Origin of the sequence: Amycolatopsis sp. YIM 10 (assembly GCF_009429145.1) — a bacterium.
Classification (GTDB): Bacteria; Actinomycetota; Actinomycetes; order Mycobacteriales; family Pseudonocardiaceae; genus Amycolatopsis.
On the sequence record NZ_CP045480.1, the window covers coordinates 5,564,927 to 5,580,250 of the forward strand.

Sequence of the window (15,324 nt, forward strand, 5' to 3'; positions counted from 1 at the left end):
GGGAGGCGGCATGGCGATCCACTACTACGACTCGTCCGGCCTGTGGATCGCCTTCCGCCGCAAGGAAGGCGACCGGTACCTGTTCAACTCGCACGCCGAGTGGATCGGCTGGTTCCCGTGGGGCGACAAGGACGCGGTGACCACCACCGGCGACTACCTGGGCACCGTGGTCACGGACCGGCTGCTGCACCGGCACCACCAGCCGTACCGCGGTTATCCCGGCTTCCCCGGTTTCCCCGGCTATCCGGGGCACCCGTCCTATCCCGGCCACTGGGGACCGCGTTCGCTGCCGGCCGGATTCGTCGACGTGCCCGCCAGGCTGCTCAGATCGAATTCGGACTGAGCGAGGGCAGTTCGCCGCGTTCCGCCAGCGCCTCGACCGCTTCGCGGATCGCGTCGAGCGAGCTGTACCGCGGCTCGAAACCCAGGAGACGGCGCGCTTTCTCGATGCTCGCGTTCGGGCTGTGCGCGATGTGGTCCCAGGTCAGTTCGGCCGCACGCGCGTCGACCGTCTCCCGCCACTGCTCCCAGCCGAGGTAGGACAACTCCGCGGAACGCCCGTACCAACCCGCGACGGCTTCCGCGTACCCGCGCAACGTGAGCGCGGCCGGGGAGACCACATGAAAGCTCTCCCCGATGGAGACGCTCCGGTTTGCCATCGCGGCGGTGAACGACTGCGCCACGTCGTCGGCGTGCACGTGGTGCAGCGTCTCCATGCCGAGATTGGGCAGCACCAGTTCCTCCCCGGCGGCCAGCGCCCGGAACACTCCGAGGTCGAGGTTCCCGGCGGGATTGACCGGCGGCCGGCCGGGGCCGCAGATGTGGCCGGGGTGCAGCAGGGTCGCCGGGAAACCGTGCCGCCGCGCCTGGTCCAGCAGGTAGCTCTCGATCCCGGCCTTCGCGATGCCGTAGGTGCCGAACGGCCGCCGCGGCAGGTCCTCGGTGGCCGGTACGCGCGTGCTCGCACCGTGCACCCAGATCGTGCCGCAGTGCAGGAAGTGCTGGATCCGCCCGTGCAGCGCCCCGACCAGCTGCCGCGCGCTCTCCTCGCGGAAGCAGATCAGGTCGATCACCACGTCCGGTGCGAGCTGGCGGACACGAGGTCCGAACGCACCGGTCCGCTCCTCGTCGTCGCGGTCGGCGCTCACCGTGGTGACCGACCGCCAGGCCTCGTGCGGCCGGTAGGGCTCGGACCGGCCGCGGCTCACCACCACCACCTCGTACCCACCGGTGACCAGCCTCGGGATGAGGTAACCGCCGATGTGCCCGGTACCGCCCAGCACCACCACCCGAGTCATACGGACATCGTAGGGACGAACACCGATGAGTTCCGGGTTCGCGGCCGGTCTGCCTCGATGAGGAAAGGACGGCCCGATGGACGAACTGCAGGAACTGCTGGACACCCACGTGGCAGCCGGGACCGTGCCCGGCGCGGTGGCGCTGGTGGCACGCGGTGATCGAGTCGAGGTGCGGACCGCCGGGTTCGCCGACATCGAGTCCGGGACGCCGATGGCGGCGGACTCGATCTTCCGGCTCGCGTCGATCACCAAGCCGATCGTCGCCGCCGCGGTCCTGGTGCTCGTCGAGGACGGCGTGCTCGCGTTCGACGATCCCGTCGCGAAGTGGCTGCCGGAACTGGCGTCGCCGATGGTGGTGCGCACCCCGGACGGACCGGTCGACGACCTGGTGCCCGCCGTCCGCCCGATCACCGTGGCGCACCTGCTCACCTCGACCGCCGGGTACGGCTTCTCCTCCGACTTCTCGCGCCCCGCCGTGCAGGCGCTGTTCAGCGTGCAGAAGGACGGCCGCGAACCGCAGCACGTGCCACCGCCGGACGAGTGGCTGGCCGCGCTGTCCCGCGTTCCGCTCGGGCACCAGCCCGGCGAGGGATGGCTCTACAACACCAGTTCCGACCTCCAGGGCGTGCTGATCGCCAGGGCGAGCGGGCGGTCGCTGCCGGAGTTCCTCGCCGAGCGCCTGTTCGAGCCGCTGGGCATGACCGACACCGGATTCGCCGTGCCGCCGGAACAGCGGCACCGCTTCACCACCTACTACCGCCCGTCGGCGGACGGGTTCGAGCGGGCCGACGGCCCGGACGGGCAGTGGAGCCACCTCCCCGCCTTCCCGTCCGGTGCGGGCGGGCTGGTGTCGACCGCGCGCGACTGGCACCGGTTCGCCCGGATGCTGCTGGCGGGCGGTGAGCACGTGCTGTCCGCGGAGTCGGTGCGGCAGCTGGTGACCGACCAGCTCACCCGGTCGCAGCGCGAAGGCAGCGAACTGTTCCTGGAGGGGCAGAGCTGGGGCTTCGGCGGCGCGGTGGACGTGGATCCGGTGGACCCGTGGATCGTGCCGGGCCGGTACGGCTGGATCGGCGGCACCGGCACCACGGCGCACCTGGTGCCGTCGACCGGCGCGATCGCCGTCCTGCTCACCCAGGTGGCCTCGGACGGCCCGGAGGCGCCGAAGCTGATGCGGGACTTCTGGACGCTGGCAAACGCGGAACGAACCCTTCCGCATTGACCCATAACGTCATTCCCATGACCGAAATCCAGCCCTTCCGCATCGACATCCCGCAGGCCGAAATCGACGACCTCCGCGACCGCGTCGCCCGCACCCGGTGGCCTCGCGAACTGCCCGGTACCGGCTGGGAACGCGGGGTGCCGGTCGGCTACCTGCGTGAACTGGCCACCTACTGGGCCGAGGAGTTCGATTGGCGTGAGCAGGAGGCGCGGCTCAACGAGATCCCGCAGTTCACCACGGAGATCGACGGGCAGCGCGTCCACTTCCTGCACGTCCGCTCGCCGGAGCCGGGCGCGCGGCCGCTGCTGATGATCCACGGCTGGCCGAGTTCACCGATCGAGTTCCTCCGGGTGATCGGCCCGCTGACCGATCCGCGGGCGCACGGCGGCGACCCGGCCAAGGCGTTCGACCTGGTGATCCCGTCGCTGCCCGGGTACGGCTTCTCCACGCCGATGGCCGGTGCGGGCTGGGGCAACCTGTTCCGCGTCGCGCAGGCGTGGGCGGAGCTGATGCGGCGGCTGGGTTATGCGCGCTACGTCGTGCAGGGCACCGACGCGGGCGCGGGCGTCGCGCAGTTGCTCGCCATGGTCGACGGCGAACGGGTCGCCGGTGTGCACGTGACCGGCACGGCCGCGGCCATGCCGTTCGGCCCGCCGATCGAGACCGCCGGACTGTCCCCGGCGGACCGGGCCCGGGCCGAGCGGTTCAACCGGATCCAGCAGGACGGGCTGGGCTACCTGCACATCCAGGCGACCCGGCCGCAGACCGTCGGGTACGGGCTGCACGACTCGCCGGTGGCGCAGCTCGCCTGGATCGCCGAGAAGTTCCGCGAGTGGACCGGTCCGGCGCACGACCTGCCGGAAAAGGCGGTCGACCGCGACCAGCTGCTCACCGCGATCAGCGTTTTCTGGTTCACCGGCGCCGGGATGTCCTCCGCGCACGCGGTCTACGAGGGCATGCGGGTCTACCGCGAGATGGCCGCGCACCAGCCGCCCGCGGACGAGCTGCCGCCCGGCCCGCCGGTCGGTTACGCGGTCTTCGCCGGCGACGACACGATCCGCTCGCTGGCCGATCCGGCCGGCCGGGTTTCCCACTGGTCGGAATTCGGCAGCGGCGGGCACTTCCCGGCGATGGAGGTCCCCGGCCTGCTGGTCGGTGACCTGCGGAAATTCTACGCCGATTTGCCTTGATCAAGTTGCCACCGGCGGCCTCGCACCTAGGGTGGGGCCATGACGTGCAGCGGACTGCCGGAGCAGGCGTCCCGGTGGACCGAGGACGAGCAGGAACGCGCCGCCCTGGTGCTCGGCGGACAGGCCACCGTGGTCAACGTCCGGAAGAACGGGCCGCACCGGCGGCTGGTGCCATGGCTGACCGAGGCGGGCCTGCTGACCTACATCGGTCACGCCGGTGCCAGGCACACCTGGCCGGAATCGGATTTCGCCAGCCCGTTCGTCGCCGAGGCCAGGACCGACCGGGCGCTGGCGGTCCGGTTGTACGAGGAGTGGCTGGACCTGCAGCCCGCCCTGCTCCGGCGGCTCGGGCTCGGTGAGCTGCGGGGGCGGGCGCTCGGCTGCTGGTGCGCGCCGAGCCAGTGCCACGGCGACGTGCTCGCCGGCCGGCACCGCGGGCCACTGATCTCGATCAGGTAACGCCGGTCCGGGCCGGTGGGCTGGGCGCACCGCTAGGGTCCCTGGCGTGACTTCGCTCCAGGCCCGGCCCGCGTCGCTGACCGCCGCCTTCCTGCTGGCCGTGCTGGTGCCGCTCGCGGTGATCGGGCTGACCGCGGCCGCCTGCTTCAGCACGATGAACTGGATCGGCGGGGTGGCCGACGGCACCGCCACGAGCATCGGCGGCACCCCGTTCACCCCGGCCAAGCGGGAGTGGGCCAAGGCGATTTCGCCGGACTTCCTCACCTTTTTCGCCGTTGTACTGGTGGTTTTCGCAGTGCTGTCGGTGCCGTGGATCGTGCTCGGGGTGTACCTGCGCAAGGGCAGTTCCGGCGCGCGGACCACGCTCACCGTGTTCGCCGTGCTGTGGCTGGTGACCGGCGTGTTCGCCGCGGTGCCCGGTTCCTCCGCGCTGTCCTCTTTGGACAAGTACTTGACCGGGACGTACACCATGCACCTCCCGGGCAGCCTCCAGCCACTGGGCTTCGCGCAGGCGACGGTGGTCATCGTCGGCATGGCCGCGTTCGTGGTGCTCGCCCACCATCCGTCCGCCTCGGCGTACATCGAGGCAGCCGCGCTCGCGCGGCGCACCTAGACTCGTATTCGTGGCCGTACTCGGTGTGATGCTGGTTGTCCTGGGGCTCTCGATCCTGCTGTTCCGGGACGCCGACGTGCTCGGCATCCCGGCGACCGGGTTCGGCGTCGGGCTGCTGGTGCTCGGCGTGGCGGTGTTCGCCGGCGGGCTGGCCTGGCGGGCGGCGAAGCGGCGGCGCCGGATCGCCGCCGGTGAGCCCGTGCCGGTCGGGAATCCCCTGGACCGCGTCCGCGCGCTGCCACGCCTGCTGCGTGCCCGCCGTGAGGGCTACACCGGGCTGCCGAAGAGCCGGATCGCGTTGTGGGCGCTGGCACTGGTGTACCTGGTTTCGCCGATCGACCTGCTGCCCGAACTGCTGCCGCTGCTCGGGGTCACCGACGACGCCGGGGTGCTGGTCTGGCTGTTCTCGAGCGTTTCCGCGGCGTCCGGGATGTTCCTGCGCTGGGAACGCGACCGCGTCCGCTCCTGACACAGACGCTCACGCACTGCGGCTCTCCCGCGGCACCACGATCGGGCGCACCCGGTCCAGCACGGTTTCGCGGCTGATGATCACCTCGGCGATGTCGTCGCGGCTGGGCACCTCGTACATCACCGGCAGCAGTACCTCTTCGAGCACGGCCCGCGACGCGCGCGCACCCGTGCCGCGAAGCAGTGACTGCTCGGCGATCGCGTCGACCGCGTCCTCGGTGAACCGGAGTTCGACGCCGTCGAGCGCGAGCAGCCGACGGTACTGCTTGATCAACGCGTCCCGTGGTTCGGTCAGAATGCGCGCCAGCGTCGCCCGGTCGAGCGGCCGCACCGCGGAGACCACCGGCAGCCTGCCGACGAACTCCGGGATCAGCCCGTAGCGCACCAGGTCCTGGGGCTGCACCCGCGGCAGCGTGCCGCTCCCGAGTTCCGCGCCGAAGCCGAGCCCGCGCCGCCCGGCCCGGTCACCGGCCAGCCGGTCCAGTCCGTCGAACGCGCCCGCGGCGATGAACAGCACGTTCGTCGTGTCGAAGCGCAGCGCCTCCTGGTGCGGGTGCTTGCGCCCGCCCTGCGGGGGCACCGACACGACGTTGCCTTCGAGGATCTTCAACAGCGCCTGCTGCACGCCCTCGCCGGAGACGTCCCTGGTGATCGACGGGTTCTCCGACTTGCGCGCGAGCTTGTCGACCTCGTCGAGGTAGACGATGCCGGTCTGGGCGCGCTCCAGGTCGTAATCCGCTGCCTGGACCAGCTTGAGGAGGATGTTGTCCACGTCCTCGCCCACGTACCCGGCTTCGGTCAGCGTGGTGGCGTCGGCGATCGCGAACGGCACGTCCAGCACCCTCGCCAGCGTGCGCGCCAGATGGGTCTTGCCGCAGCCGGTCGGCCCGAGCAGCAGGACGTTCGACTTGCCCAGTTCGATCGGTTCTTCGGTGTCCTTGGCGTGGCGCCCGCTGCCCGCCGCCCCGCGTTCGATCCGCTTGTAGTGGTTGTAGACCGCCACCGACAGCGCCCGCTTCGCGCCGGGCTGACCGACCACGTACCGGTCGAGGTAGGCGCAGATCTCGTGCGGGCGCGGGAGCCCTGCCGCTTCGCGCACCGCGGCGACCTCGGGCTCTTCGATCAGCTCGGTGCACTGCCCGACGCACTCGTCGCAGATGTGCACCCCGGACGGACCGGCGATCAGCCGTCCGACCAGATGCTGTGCGCGCCCGCAGAAGGAGCACCGCGGTGCCTGCTCACCGGCTGCCATCCGGAAATACTCCCCGCATTTCAAATGTTCACACCATCTCGATGTTGAGAGTATGCCGGATCGACGCTGATCGGCAAGGTCGGCACGGTGATCACCTCGCGTAGGCGGTCAGGAACTGGTCGCGGAAGTCCTGCATGGGCTTGACCGGCGCGTGGGGTCCGGGCCGCAGGCCCTCGTCCCAGCCCCAGCCCGCCGCGCGGTCGAGCACCGCCGGATCCCGGGCGACGATGGTCACCGGCACGTCCCAGTCCGCGCCCTCACCGGTGACCATGGTCGAGGGCTGGTGGTCACCGAGGAAAACCAGCACCAGGTCGTCCCCGCCGTGTGTCTCCACATAGGACAGCAGGGTGGCCAGCGAGTACTCCACGGTTTCGGCGTAGGCGCCGCGGATCAGCGCCGGATCCGACCACATGCCCTCGACCGGCGGACGGCCCAGCGAGTGGTAGACCGAGCCGTCGCCGACCGCGTTCCAGTCCAGCACCGGGGGCGGCGGCGCCCACGGGAAGTGGCTGGACACCAGGTCGATCTCCGCCATCACCGGCTGGTGGCCGGGTACCGCGCGCTCGTTGCGGTGGAAGGCGGACAGGGTGAACTGGTCGGGCATCGTCACGTACGACGCGGACGGGCCCTGGTAACCGACGTTCCGCGCGTCGTAGTACCCGTCGTAGCCGTAGAACGCGCCCTCCGGCCAGTCCCGCGTGTGCGCCGGAACGTCACCGACCGTGCGCCAGCCCGCTCGCTGGAACGCCCCGCCGAGGGTGAGCCGGTCGCTGGCGAGCACGGTGTCGTAGCGCTGTTCGTTCTTGACCTCCAGCCCGGACTGCAGGGTCGAATGCGCGAGCCAGCTGCCGCCGCCGGTGGTCGGCGACGTGAGGTACGCGCTGCGGGCACCGAACCCGGCCGCGCGCAGCCGCTCGGTGCCCTGGTCGAGCAGCGGGCCGATCCGGGCCGCGACGTCGGAGCCGTGCACGGCGAACCGGCCGTAGCTCTCGACGAAGGTGAACACCACGTCCTTGCCGCGCAACGCGGTCAGCAACTGGTCTCCGGGCACCGCGGCGAACGGGTCCGGCGCGCCCGACTCCGCGGCGAAGGCGTCCTGGTCGAGCAGGTCTGCCCGCACCTTCCGCAGGTCCTCGTAGGCGAAGGCGACCGCGCTGTTGGCCGCCACCGGCTCGCCGGGCACGAACTGCACGCCGAGCACCGCGCAGGCGATCCAGACCACCCCGAGCACCGAGACCACCCGGGTCGAGGTGGTCCGGTGCCCGGCCACCAGCCGGGCCAGCCGCACCGCCGACAAGGCCAGCAGCACCACCAGCACCAGTGCCACCAGCACGATGCCGCAGACCGCGGCGATCGCGCCCGCCTCGCCGATCGACGTGGTCAGCAGGTCGATCGCGGGGCCGAACAGGTCCCAGTCGAACACCGGGTTGAACGGCCGGTCGAGCGCGACCCGGAAGCCCATGTTGATCAGCTTGACGATGGTCAGCAGCCCGAGCACGGCACCGGCCAGCGCGGCCAGCACCCGGCGCGGGCGCACCGGCAGCACGAGCACCAGCGCGACCCCGGCCAGCGCCTCGACCGGGAGCCGGGCGAAGGCGCCGGGGCTCAGCCGGTCCAGTTCGTCCGGCACCACCAGCGCGGCGAACACCAGCAGCGCGGCCAGCACCAGTCCGGCGCGTGCCAGCGCCCGCCGCACCGGGCGCGCGGTGCTCTCCGTTTCCTCGCTCACTCGACCGGAAGTCCTTTCCTGCGGCGGAATCTGCGGGCCTTCTCCCGGTTACACGGCCCGCGGCTACTCGTGGTTCACATTCACCCGCGCCGATGTGTACAGTCGTACGCATCGACCCGAGTGGAGCAGCATGACCGCACAACCCGCGCGCCGCCGTCGATTCGACCCCGAACGGCGCGAACGCATCATCGAAGCGGCCATCGACGTGATCGCCGAACGCGGGGTCGCCGGGACCTCGCACCGCACCGTGGCCGACGCCGCCGACGTGCCGCTCGGCTCGCTCACGTACCACTTCGAGAGCCTCGACGAACTGCTGCGGCTCGCCTTCACCCGGCTCGCCGAGCGCATGCACGGCCGGTTCGACGCCGCGCTCGCGGCGATCCCCGAGGACGGCGACGGCCGCGAAGGCGTGGTCCGGATCATCTGCGACGAGAGCCTCGGCTTCGACCGCGACCTGCTGCTGATGGTCGAGCTGTACGTGCTCGCCATCCGCAAGCCCGCCTTCCGCGAACTGATCCAGGACTGGATGAACGCCAGCCGCCGGTCGCTGGCGCGGCACTTCCCCGAGGACGCGGCGCCGGAGATCGACGCGCTGATCGAGGGCATGGTGCTGCACAGCCACCTGTCCACCGAACCCTTCGACGCCGACCGGGTGCGGCGCGCGGTGCACCGGATCACCGCCCGATGAGCGCGCCGACCACGCCCGAGGTCCGGCGGTGGCGTGCCGCGTTGTTCGCCATGTTCCTGCTCACCGGCATCACCTTCGCGTCCTGGGTGACCAGGACCCCGGCGATCCGCGACTCGGTCGGCGCCTCCACCGCGCAAATGGGCGTGATCATCGCCGGGCTGTCGGTGGGTTCGCTGTTCGGCATCGCGGTGGCCGGGAAGCTGGTGGTGGCCAGGGGCGGGCGGTTCGTGATCGCGCTCGGCGCGGTGGCCATGGTGGGCGGACTGCTGCTCATCGCGCTCGGTGCGGCGGTGGGCGCGGGCTGGCTGGTCTGCGGCGGGCTGGCGTTCTTCGGCCTGGGCATGGGCGCCTCCGAAGTCGCGCAGAACGTCGAAGGCGCCGAGATCGAGCGTGCGCTGGCTGCCTCGGTCCTGCCAGCCATGCACGGCTGCTTCAGCATCGGCACCTTCGCCGGTGCGCTCGCCGGGATCGCGCTCAACGCGCTGGCCGTGCCGGTGGCGCTGCACGTGGGCACCTCGGCCGCGTTGATGGCGGCGGTGTCGGTCTGGGCGGTGCGCGGCATTCCCGCGCACGCCCCCGCCGAGGACGAGGGCGCTCCGAAGGCGAAAACGAAGGTGTGGCGGGAGCCGCGCGTGGTGCTGATCGGCGTGATCGTGCTCGGCATGGCGCTGGCCGAAGGATCGGCCAACGACTGGCTGCCGCTGATCACCGTGGACGGTTTCGGTGCCACCGCGACCATCGGCTCGGTCGCCTACGCGCTGTTCGGCCTGGCGATGTCGGTCGGGCGGTTCAGCGGGAGCCGGGTGCTCGACCGGTTCGGCCGCGCCACGGCGATGCGGGGCAGCGCGGTGATCGCCACCGCCGGGGTCGCGCTGGTGATACTCGCGCCGGGCATCGAACTCGCCGCGGTCGGCGTGGTGCTGTGGGGACTCGGTACCTCGCTGGGCTTCCCGGTCGCGCTGTCGGCCGCCGGCGACGAGCCGGAGAACGCGGCGGCGCGGGTCAGCGCCGTGGCCACCATCGGGTATCTGGCGTTCCTGGTCGGGCCGCCGCTGCTCGGCCTGCTCGGCGAGTACGCCGGGCTGCGCAACGCGCTCGTGGTGGTGCTGGTGATGCTGCTGGTCGCCGGTGCGTGCGCGCCGGCTGTCCGGGTCAGGGGTCGCGAAGCAGCGTCTCGCCCTTGATCCACCACGCCGCCCCGAAGGCGAAGATGGCCGCGGATTCCAGCCACAGCACCGGATGCAGCGCGGCCAGCTCGTCGGCCAGCCACAGGCCCTCGAGCGCGATCAGCACCAGGCAGGCCAGCATGACCACCCCGCAGGTGCGGTAGACGCGGTTGCGCCAGGTCTTGCGCCGCGTCGGTTCACCACTGGTCTTGGTGAACAGGAACAGGCAGAACACCGCCAGCGTCACGAAGAACACCGCGGCACAGGCCACGTGCACGATTTCCACCGCCCGCTGGGTCGGCGACGGATCCGGCCCGGCGACCGGGAACAGGCCGACGCCGATCGCGGCCACCGCGGCGATGTCACCGCACAGGTCGTCGAACCGGCTGTGCCCGCGGTAGGACAGCAGGAAGGTGCCGACCGCGCACATGCTGCCGACAAAAACCCCGCGCATCACGCTGTGGTAGTAGGCGCTGATCGACGAGAGCGTGCCGCCGCCCTCCAGCACCAGCTTCCCGACGATGAGCACCACCGGGAGCGCCAGCCCGATCACCCCGACCGCCCGGCGCAGGAACAGGTAGGAGTGCACGAAGCTCATCTGGGGCGTCTGGACCGAAGCCGTCGGGTGCATGCAGGTCAGTGAAACACCCCGAATGGGCGAAAGAGCGAAGCGAACACGAATTGTTGCCGAACGATGACCCTCAGTGCAACCTGTCGCCCGAGTCCAGCTCCGAACGCCGCTTGACCAGCGTTTCGGCCAACTCGGCGAGTTTGACGTTGAGGTTCTGCGAAGCGCGGCGCAGGAACGCGAACGCCTCGTCGGCGGAAAGGCCGCGCCGCGCCATCAGGATGCCCTTGGCCTGACCGATCACGTCCCGGGTGTCGATCGCCTCGCGCAGCTGAACGGCTTCGAGATCGGCACGGGTGACGGCTTCGGTCCGGGCCAGTGCCAGTGACGCGTGCGTCGCGAGCAGCAGCGCCATCTCCACCGCGTCCGCCCCGAAATCGCCGGGCGAGGAGCGGTAGATGTTGAGCGCGCCGGACAACCGCGGCGGCCGCACGTCCGGCACGAGCGCGGTGGACAGCACGGCGTGGTACCCGTGCCGGGCCGCGGCCGGGCCGAACCGGGGCCACGGCGAACCGGTGGCGAGATCGGCGCAGCGCGCGCACGCCGGGCCGTCGGGCCGGGCGGCGTCCAGGCAGGGGCCTTCGCCGGTGTCGTACTGGACCTGGTCGAGGTCCAACGCGATCGGCGCGGTGTCGATCGGGGTGTGGAAACGGCCGTCCGGCGAACGCAGGGTGATCGACACCAGTTCGGCGCCCGGCACCACCTGGTGCGCCGCGTCGACCACCCGTTCCAGCACCCCGCCCGTGGTTTCCGCGTCGAGCAGGAGCCTGGTCAGCTTCGCGAAGTCCGCGTTCTCTGCCTTGTCAGCCATCAGACCACCGACGATAGCTCTACTCGGCCCAGACCGCCCCGACACGTTCGACCTCCGACTTCGCCTGCGCGTAGCCCGCCCGTGCCGCCGCGGCACGGGCCGCCGGATCGAGCACGTTGCGCCCGAAGGCTTCGAGCGCGGCCCGGTCCGGGCTCACCAGCTCGACCTCCGACCGTTCCCGCAACACCTCGACCTGCTTGCCGACCGGGGTCATCGGGCCGATCCCGCGCGGCAGCGGCGCGAGCACCACCACCCGGTCCGCACCGGCGGCCAGGTCCGCGTTCGAACCCGACCGGACCCCGCCGTCGATGTAGCGGCGGCCGTCGATGGTCACCGGCGGCCAGACCCCCGGTACCGCGCAGCTCGCCGCGACCGCGTGCACCAGCGGTACGCCGTCGTGCCGGTCGAACGCGCGGAACCGGCCGCTGACCGCGTCCACCGCGGTGATCAGCAGCCGGCGCTCCGGCCAGTCGCGGACCGGGAGCCGCGATTCGATCACCGCGATGCGGTCGGCCTCGGCCGCCTCGGTGCGGGCCCGCAACGCGATCCGGCCGACGCGGGCGCGGAACCTCTCCCCCGACGGCGGGCCGAGCAGCGCCAGCGCGAACCGCAGCATCAGGCCGCGGCCGAGCGTCGCGGCCAGCTCGCCGTCCGGTGGTTCGAGCTGGGCCTGGTACCGGACCGCGGGCTCGACGCCGGACGCGACCTGCGCGCCCACCACCGAACCCGCGGAGGTGCCGATCACCAGGTCCGCGCCGGTGAGGTCCACGCCGGCTTCGGCGAGCCCCGTCAGCATTCCCCATTCCCAGGCGATCCCGGTGATGCCACCGCCGCCGAGGACCAGTGCGCGCTGCGTCATCGGCCCATCATGCAGTACCACACGACAGCTCGGTCGCGGCGCAGCGAGTACAGGGCTACGCCGAGGCCGGCCACGGTCAGTGCGGCGCCGACGAGGTAGAGCGAACCCAGCCCCGGCCCGTCCTCGATGACCCAGCCGCCGAGCCAGCCCGCGAACGCGGAGGCGAGCTGGAAGCCCGACGCGTTGACCGCGACCGCGAGCGTGGGCGCGGCACCGGCGGTGGTCACCACCCGCGTCTGCATCCCGGGAATGATCGCGAAGGCCAGCAGGCCGAGCACGAAGGTGAGCACCGCCGCGGCCGGGCGGCTCGAGCTGAGCAGCCAGCACACCACGAGCACACCGGCGAGCGCGGCGAGCAGTGCGGCCACCGAGGGCAGCAGTGCCCTGTCCGCCAGCCGCCCGCCGAGGAAGTTGCCCGCGACCGCACCGGCGCCGTAGACCAGCAGCAGCCACGGCACGGCCTCGGCGCCGAACCCGCTGAGCCCGGTGAGCAACGGGGTGATGTAGACAAAAACCGTTACCACACCGAGGTTTCCGGCCGCGGTGAGCAGAAGGGCCCAGCGCAGGTCGCGGCCGGCGAACACCCGCAGCTCCCCCAGCACCGAGCCGGTGGTGGCGGCGGGCCGCGCGGGCACGTACTTCGACACCAGCGGCAGGGCGATCAGGCTGCTCAGGGCCACCGCGGCGAAAGTGGCCCGCCAGCCGAGGTTGTGCCCGACGAAGGTGCCCAACGGGGTGCCCAGCACGATGCCGAGGTTCAGGCCCAGCGTCAGTTTTGCCACCGCCGAGGCCTGCTTGCCCGGTTCGGCCAGGGATACCGCGATCGCGATGCCCACCGCGAAGAAGGTGGCCACCACCAATCCGGCGACAAAACGGGAGAACAGCAGCAGGGCGTACCCGGGTGCCACCGCGGAACCCAGGTTGCCCAGCACGGAAACCAGGATCAGCCCGGTGATCAGCGGTTTGCGGGCCACGCGGGCGGTGAGCACGGTGACCACCGGCCCGCCGACGATCATGCCGGCCGCGTAGGCGCTGACCAGCAGGCCCGCCGCCGGGACGGACACCGACAGCCCGGCGGCCACGTCGGGCAGGATTCCGGCGATGACGAACTCGCCGGTGGTCAGGCCGAAGACGACCAGCAGCAGGGAGAACAGGGAAAGGCGCATGCTCACGTCCGGAATCGGGGAATACCAGCGCTTCGATCCTGGTTCCGGAGTTACCGATGATCAAGAACCCACTAATTGGTGGGGTACTTACCGGAAGGTGTGTGCGCCGTGCCCTCGTGCCAGAAATTCGTGTCCGGCCTGGACGCCGGGATCGACGTGGTCGACGGCAAGTGGAAGGTGCTCATCCTGTGGGCACTGGGCCAGGGCCCGCGGCGGTTCGGCCAGCTCAAGCGCGAGCTGACCGGAGTCAGCGAGAAGATGCTCATCCAGCACCTGCGCGAACTCGAACGCGACGAGGTGGTGCACCGGGAAGTGCACCACGTCGTCCCGCCGAAGGTCGAGTACTCGCTGACCGATTCGGGCACCACCCTCATCGAAGCGCTGCGCCCGCTCGGCGCCTGGGGTTGTGACCGGAAAGAACGCCTCGAAGAAATCCGCGGCGCGGGATAAGCGCTTTCGAAAGCGCTCACGCCTGACAGGAAACCGCGGGCAGGACCGGGTTGTCCGAATGCACGCCGGCGATCAGCCCGAAGCCGGTACTGCCCTCGGCGGCCAGTGTCCCGCCCGTCACGGTGATCTCCTCGCCGTGTTGTTCCAGCCGCCCGTTCCACAGGTCGTTGACGGCGTGCCCGGCGGGCTGCGCCCACTGCACCGTCCAGCCGTCGATCGCGGTGGGGTTCACGTTCCGCACGGTCACCCGCGCCTCGTAGCCACCCGGCCACGAGTTGGTCACCTCCAGGCTGGCCTCGCACGCGCTGGGCGCGGCGACCAGATCCGCGGTGCCGGTGACCCGGTCTCCGCCCGCCGCGTAACCGGCCAGCACTCCACCACCGGCGAGCCCGGCGGCGGCCAGCCCGAGCACCACCGCGGCACGCCACCGCGGCCGCCGCGCCGGTGACCACGGATCCGGTCCGCCGCCGGTGGAAACAACCGGCGAAAGCACCGGCAGCGCGGCCGGACGTGGTCGTGGCGGCGAAAGTTCCGCGTGCACCTGCGCCATGGTCGGCCGTTCGGCCGGGTTCCGCCGGAGCATGCCCAGCAGGACGCCGGTCAGCGGCCCGCTGCGGCGCGGCGGCTCGATCTCACCGCCGACGATCCGCATCAGCATCGCCGGTGTGGTCCGTTCCTTGCCGTACGGCGGTTCCCCTTCCATTGCCGTGTACAGCGTCGCGCCCAGCGAGAACACGTCCGACGCCGGAGTGGCCTGCTCTCCCGCGGCGACCTCCGGGGCGAGGTAGGCGGGTGTGCCCGCGATGTACCCCGCCGCGGTCAGCGTGTCCTCACCGGGAGCGCACGAGATGCCGAAGTCGGCGATCTTCGCCGTCTGCCCCGGCCCGAGCAGGATGTTGCCCGGGGTGACATCCCGGTGCACGATGCCCAGCTCGTGCGCCGCGGCCAGCGCCGACGCGACCTGCGCGCCGATCGCGGCCACCTGGCCCGCCGGTGGCCTCCGCCCGCCGCGCAGCAGCGCGGACAGGCTCAGCGGCACGTACTCCATGATCAGGTAGGTGCCATCGGCTGTGTCCACCACGTCGTGCACGGTCACCGCGTGGGGGTGCCGCAGCCGGGCCGCGACGCGCGCCTCACGCATCGCACGGGGATCGTCCGTCCCCAGTTGCTTGACGGCGACCACCCGGCCAAGTCGCTCGTCCGTGGCGCGCCACACCGCGCCCATCGCACCTTCACCCGCACGGTTCGCCAGCCGGTAGCGCCCCGCGATCACCACTCCGCTGTCCGTCACGCCGGGCACACGGATCAGCACACGGAATGGTTCA

At 71.5% G+C, this 15,324-nt stretch carries 17 protein-coding genes; 9 read left to right on the plus strand and 8 right to left on the minus strand.

Features of this window, described 5'->3' with window-relative positions; all coding sequences use genetic code 11:
• Positions 1 to 10: 10 nt before the first annotated feature.
• Entirely contained in the window at positions 11 to 343 is a 333-nt protein-coding gene (locus tag YIM_RS26405; protein WP_153032900.1) for a hypothetical protein, read from the plus strand.
• Here YIM_RS26405 and YIM_RS26410 read toward each other — a convergent pair.
• Positions 324 to 1,298: an NAD(P)-dependent oxidoreductase gene (locus YIM_RS26410; RefSeq protein WP_153032901.1), complete on the minus strand. Its 975-nt coding sequence runs from the start codon at positions 1,296 to 1,298 to the stop codon at positions 324 to 326. The two genes, YIM_RS26405 and YIM_RS26410, sit on opposite strands and share 20 nt — an antisense overlap.
• A 76-nt stretch (positions 1,299 to 1,374) precedes the next feature.
• Here YIM_RS26410 and YIM_RS26415 point away from each other — a divergent pair, with 76 nt between their 5' ends.
• Genes YIM_RS26415 through YIM_RS26435 form a run of 5 tightly spaced genes read left to right on the plus strand, consistent with a single transcriptional unit; the run spans position 1,375 to position 5,251 of the window.
• Positions 1,375 to 2,520, plus strand: coding sequence for a serine hydrolase (locus YIM_RS26415; protein WP_153032902.1), 1,146 nt, complete (start codon positions 1,375 to 1,377; stop codon positions 2,518 to 2,520).
• Positions 2,521 to 2,537: 17 nt separating this feature from the next.
• Positions 2,538 to 3,710: an epoxide hydrolase family protein gene (locus YIM_RS26420; protein ID WP_153032903.1), complete on the plus strand. Its 1,173-nt coding sequence runs from the start codon at positions 2,538 to 2,540 to the stop codon at positions 3,708 to 3,710.
• A gap of 39 nt (positions 3,711 to 3,749) precedes the next feature.
• Positions 3,750 to 4,169 (plus strand): DUF4326 domain-containing protein, encoded by a 420-nt coding sequence (locus YIM_RS26425; protein WP_153032904.1) that lies wholly within the window; start codon positions 3,750 to 3,752, stop codon positions 4,167 to 4,169.
• Positions 4,170 to 4,215: 46 nt separating this feature from the next.
• Positions 4,216 to 4,782: a hypothetical protein gene (locus YIM_RS26430; RefSeq protein WP_153032905.1), complete on the plus strand. Its 567-nt coding sequence runs from the start codon at positions 4,216 to 4,218 to the stop codon at positions 4,780 to 4,782.
• A gap of 10 nt (positions 4,783 to 4,792) precedes the next feature.
• Positions 4,793 to 5,251, plus strand: a complete 459-nt coding sequence (locus YIM_RS26435; RefSeq protein WP_228004026.1) for a YkvA family protein — start codon at positions 4,793 to 4,795, stop codon at positions 5,249 to 5,251.
• 9 nt (positions 5,252 to 5,260) lie between these two features.
• Here YIM_RS26435 and clpX read toward each other — a convergent pair whose 3' ends face one another.
• Both clpX and YIM_RS26445 read right to left on the minus strand, forming a co-directional pair.
• Positions 5,261 to 6,502, minus strand: coding sequence for an ATP-dependent Clp protease ATP-binding subunit ClpX (gene clpX / locus YIM_RS26440; protein WP_153032906.1), 1,242 nt, complete (start codon positions 6,500 to 6,502; stop codon positions 5,261 to 5,263).
• 91 nt (positions 6,503 to 6,593) lie between these two features.
• Entirely contained in the window at positions 6,594 to 8,231 is a 1,638-nt protein-coding gene (locus YIM_RS26445) for a sulfatase-like hydrolase/transferase (protein WP_370468887.1), read from the minus strand.
• Positions 8,232 to 8,361: 130 nt separating this feature from the next.
• On the opposite strand from YIM_RS26445, the gene YIM_RS26450 reads away from it, so the two are divergent.
• Together YIM_RS26450 and YIM_RS26455 are read left to right on the plus strand one after the other, a co-directional pair.
• Complete coding sequence (locus YIM_RS26450; protein ID WP_153032907.1) at positions 8,362 to 8,919, plus strand: TetR/AcrR family transcriptional regulator; 558 nt, start codon at positions 8,362 to 8,364, stop codon at positions 8,917 to 8,919.
• The gene (locus tag YIM_RS26455) at positions 8,916 to 10,103 is read left to right on the plus strand and encodes an MFS transporter (protein WP_153032908.1); all 1,188 of its coding nucleotides are present in this window, start codon (positions 8,916 to 8,918) and stop codon (positions 10,101 to 10,103) included. Before YIM_RS26450 ends, YIM_RS26455 begins: the two co-directional genes overlap by 4 nt.
• Here YIM_RS26455 and YIM_RS26460 read toward each other — a convergent pair.
• The 4 genes from YIM_RS26460 to YIM_RS26475 form a co-directional block, all read right to left on the minus strand.
• On the minus strand, positions 10,072 to 10,683 hold the full coding sequence (locus tag YIM_RS26460; RefSeq protein WP_228004027.1) for a DUF998 domain-containing protein: 612 nt from the start codon (positions 10,681 to 10,683) through the stop codon (positions 10,072 to 10,074). The two genes, YIM_RS26455 and YIM_RS26460, sit on opposite strands and share 32 nt — an antisense overlap.
• 103 nt (positions 10,684 to 10,786) lie before the next feature.
• Entirely contained in the window at positions 10,787 to 11,524 is a 738-nt protein-coding gene (locus tag YIM_RS26465; protein WP_153032910.1) for a GAF and ANTAR domain-containing protein, read from the minus strand.
• Between the two features lie 19 nt (positions 11,525 to 11,543).
• A complete protein-coding gene (locus tag YIM_RS26470) occupies positions 11,544 to 12,383 on the minus strand; it encodes a patatin-like phospholipase family protein (RefSeq protein ID WP_153032911.1) in 840 nt (279 codons plus the stop codon).
• On the minus strand, positions 12,380 to 13,549 hold the full coding sequence (locus YIM_RS26475; protein ID WP_153032912.1) for an MFS transporter: 1,170 nt from the start codon (positions 13,547 to 13,549) through the stop codon (positions 12,380 to 12,382). Before YIM_RS26475 ends, YIM_RS26470 begins: the two co-directional genes overlap by 4 nt.
• Before the next feature lie 108 nt (positions 13,550 to 13,657).
• Here YIM_RS26475 and YIM_RS26480 point away from each other — a divergent pair, with 108 nt between their 5' ends.
• Positions 13,658 to 13,999 (plus strand): helix-turn-helix domain-containing protein, encoded by a 342-nt coding sequence (locus YIM_RS26480; protein WP_153032913.1) that lies wholly within the window; start codon positions 13,658 to 13,660, stop codon positions 13,997 to 13,999.
• A 16-nt stretch (positions 14,000 to 14,015) separates the two neighbouring features.
• On the opposite strand, the gene YIM_RS26485 is transcribed toward YIM_RS26480, so the two are convergent.
• Positions 14,016 to 15,290, minus strand: coding sequence for a serine/threonine-protein kinase (locus tag YIM_RS26485; RefSeq protein ID WP_153032914.1), 1,275 nt, complete (start codon positions 15,288 to 15,290; stop codon positions 14,016 to 14,018).
• Positions 15,291 to 15,324 lie beyond the last annotated feature (34 nt).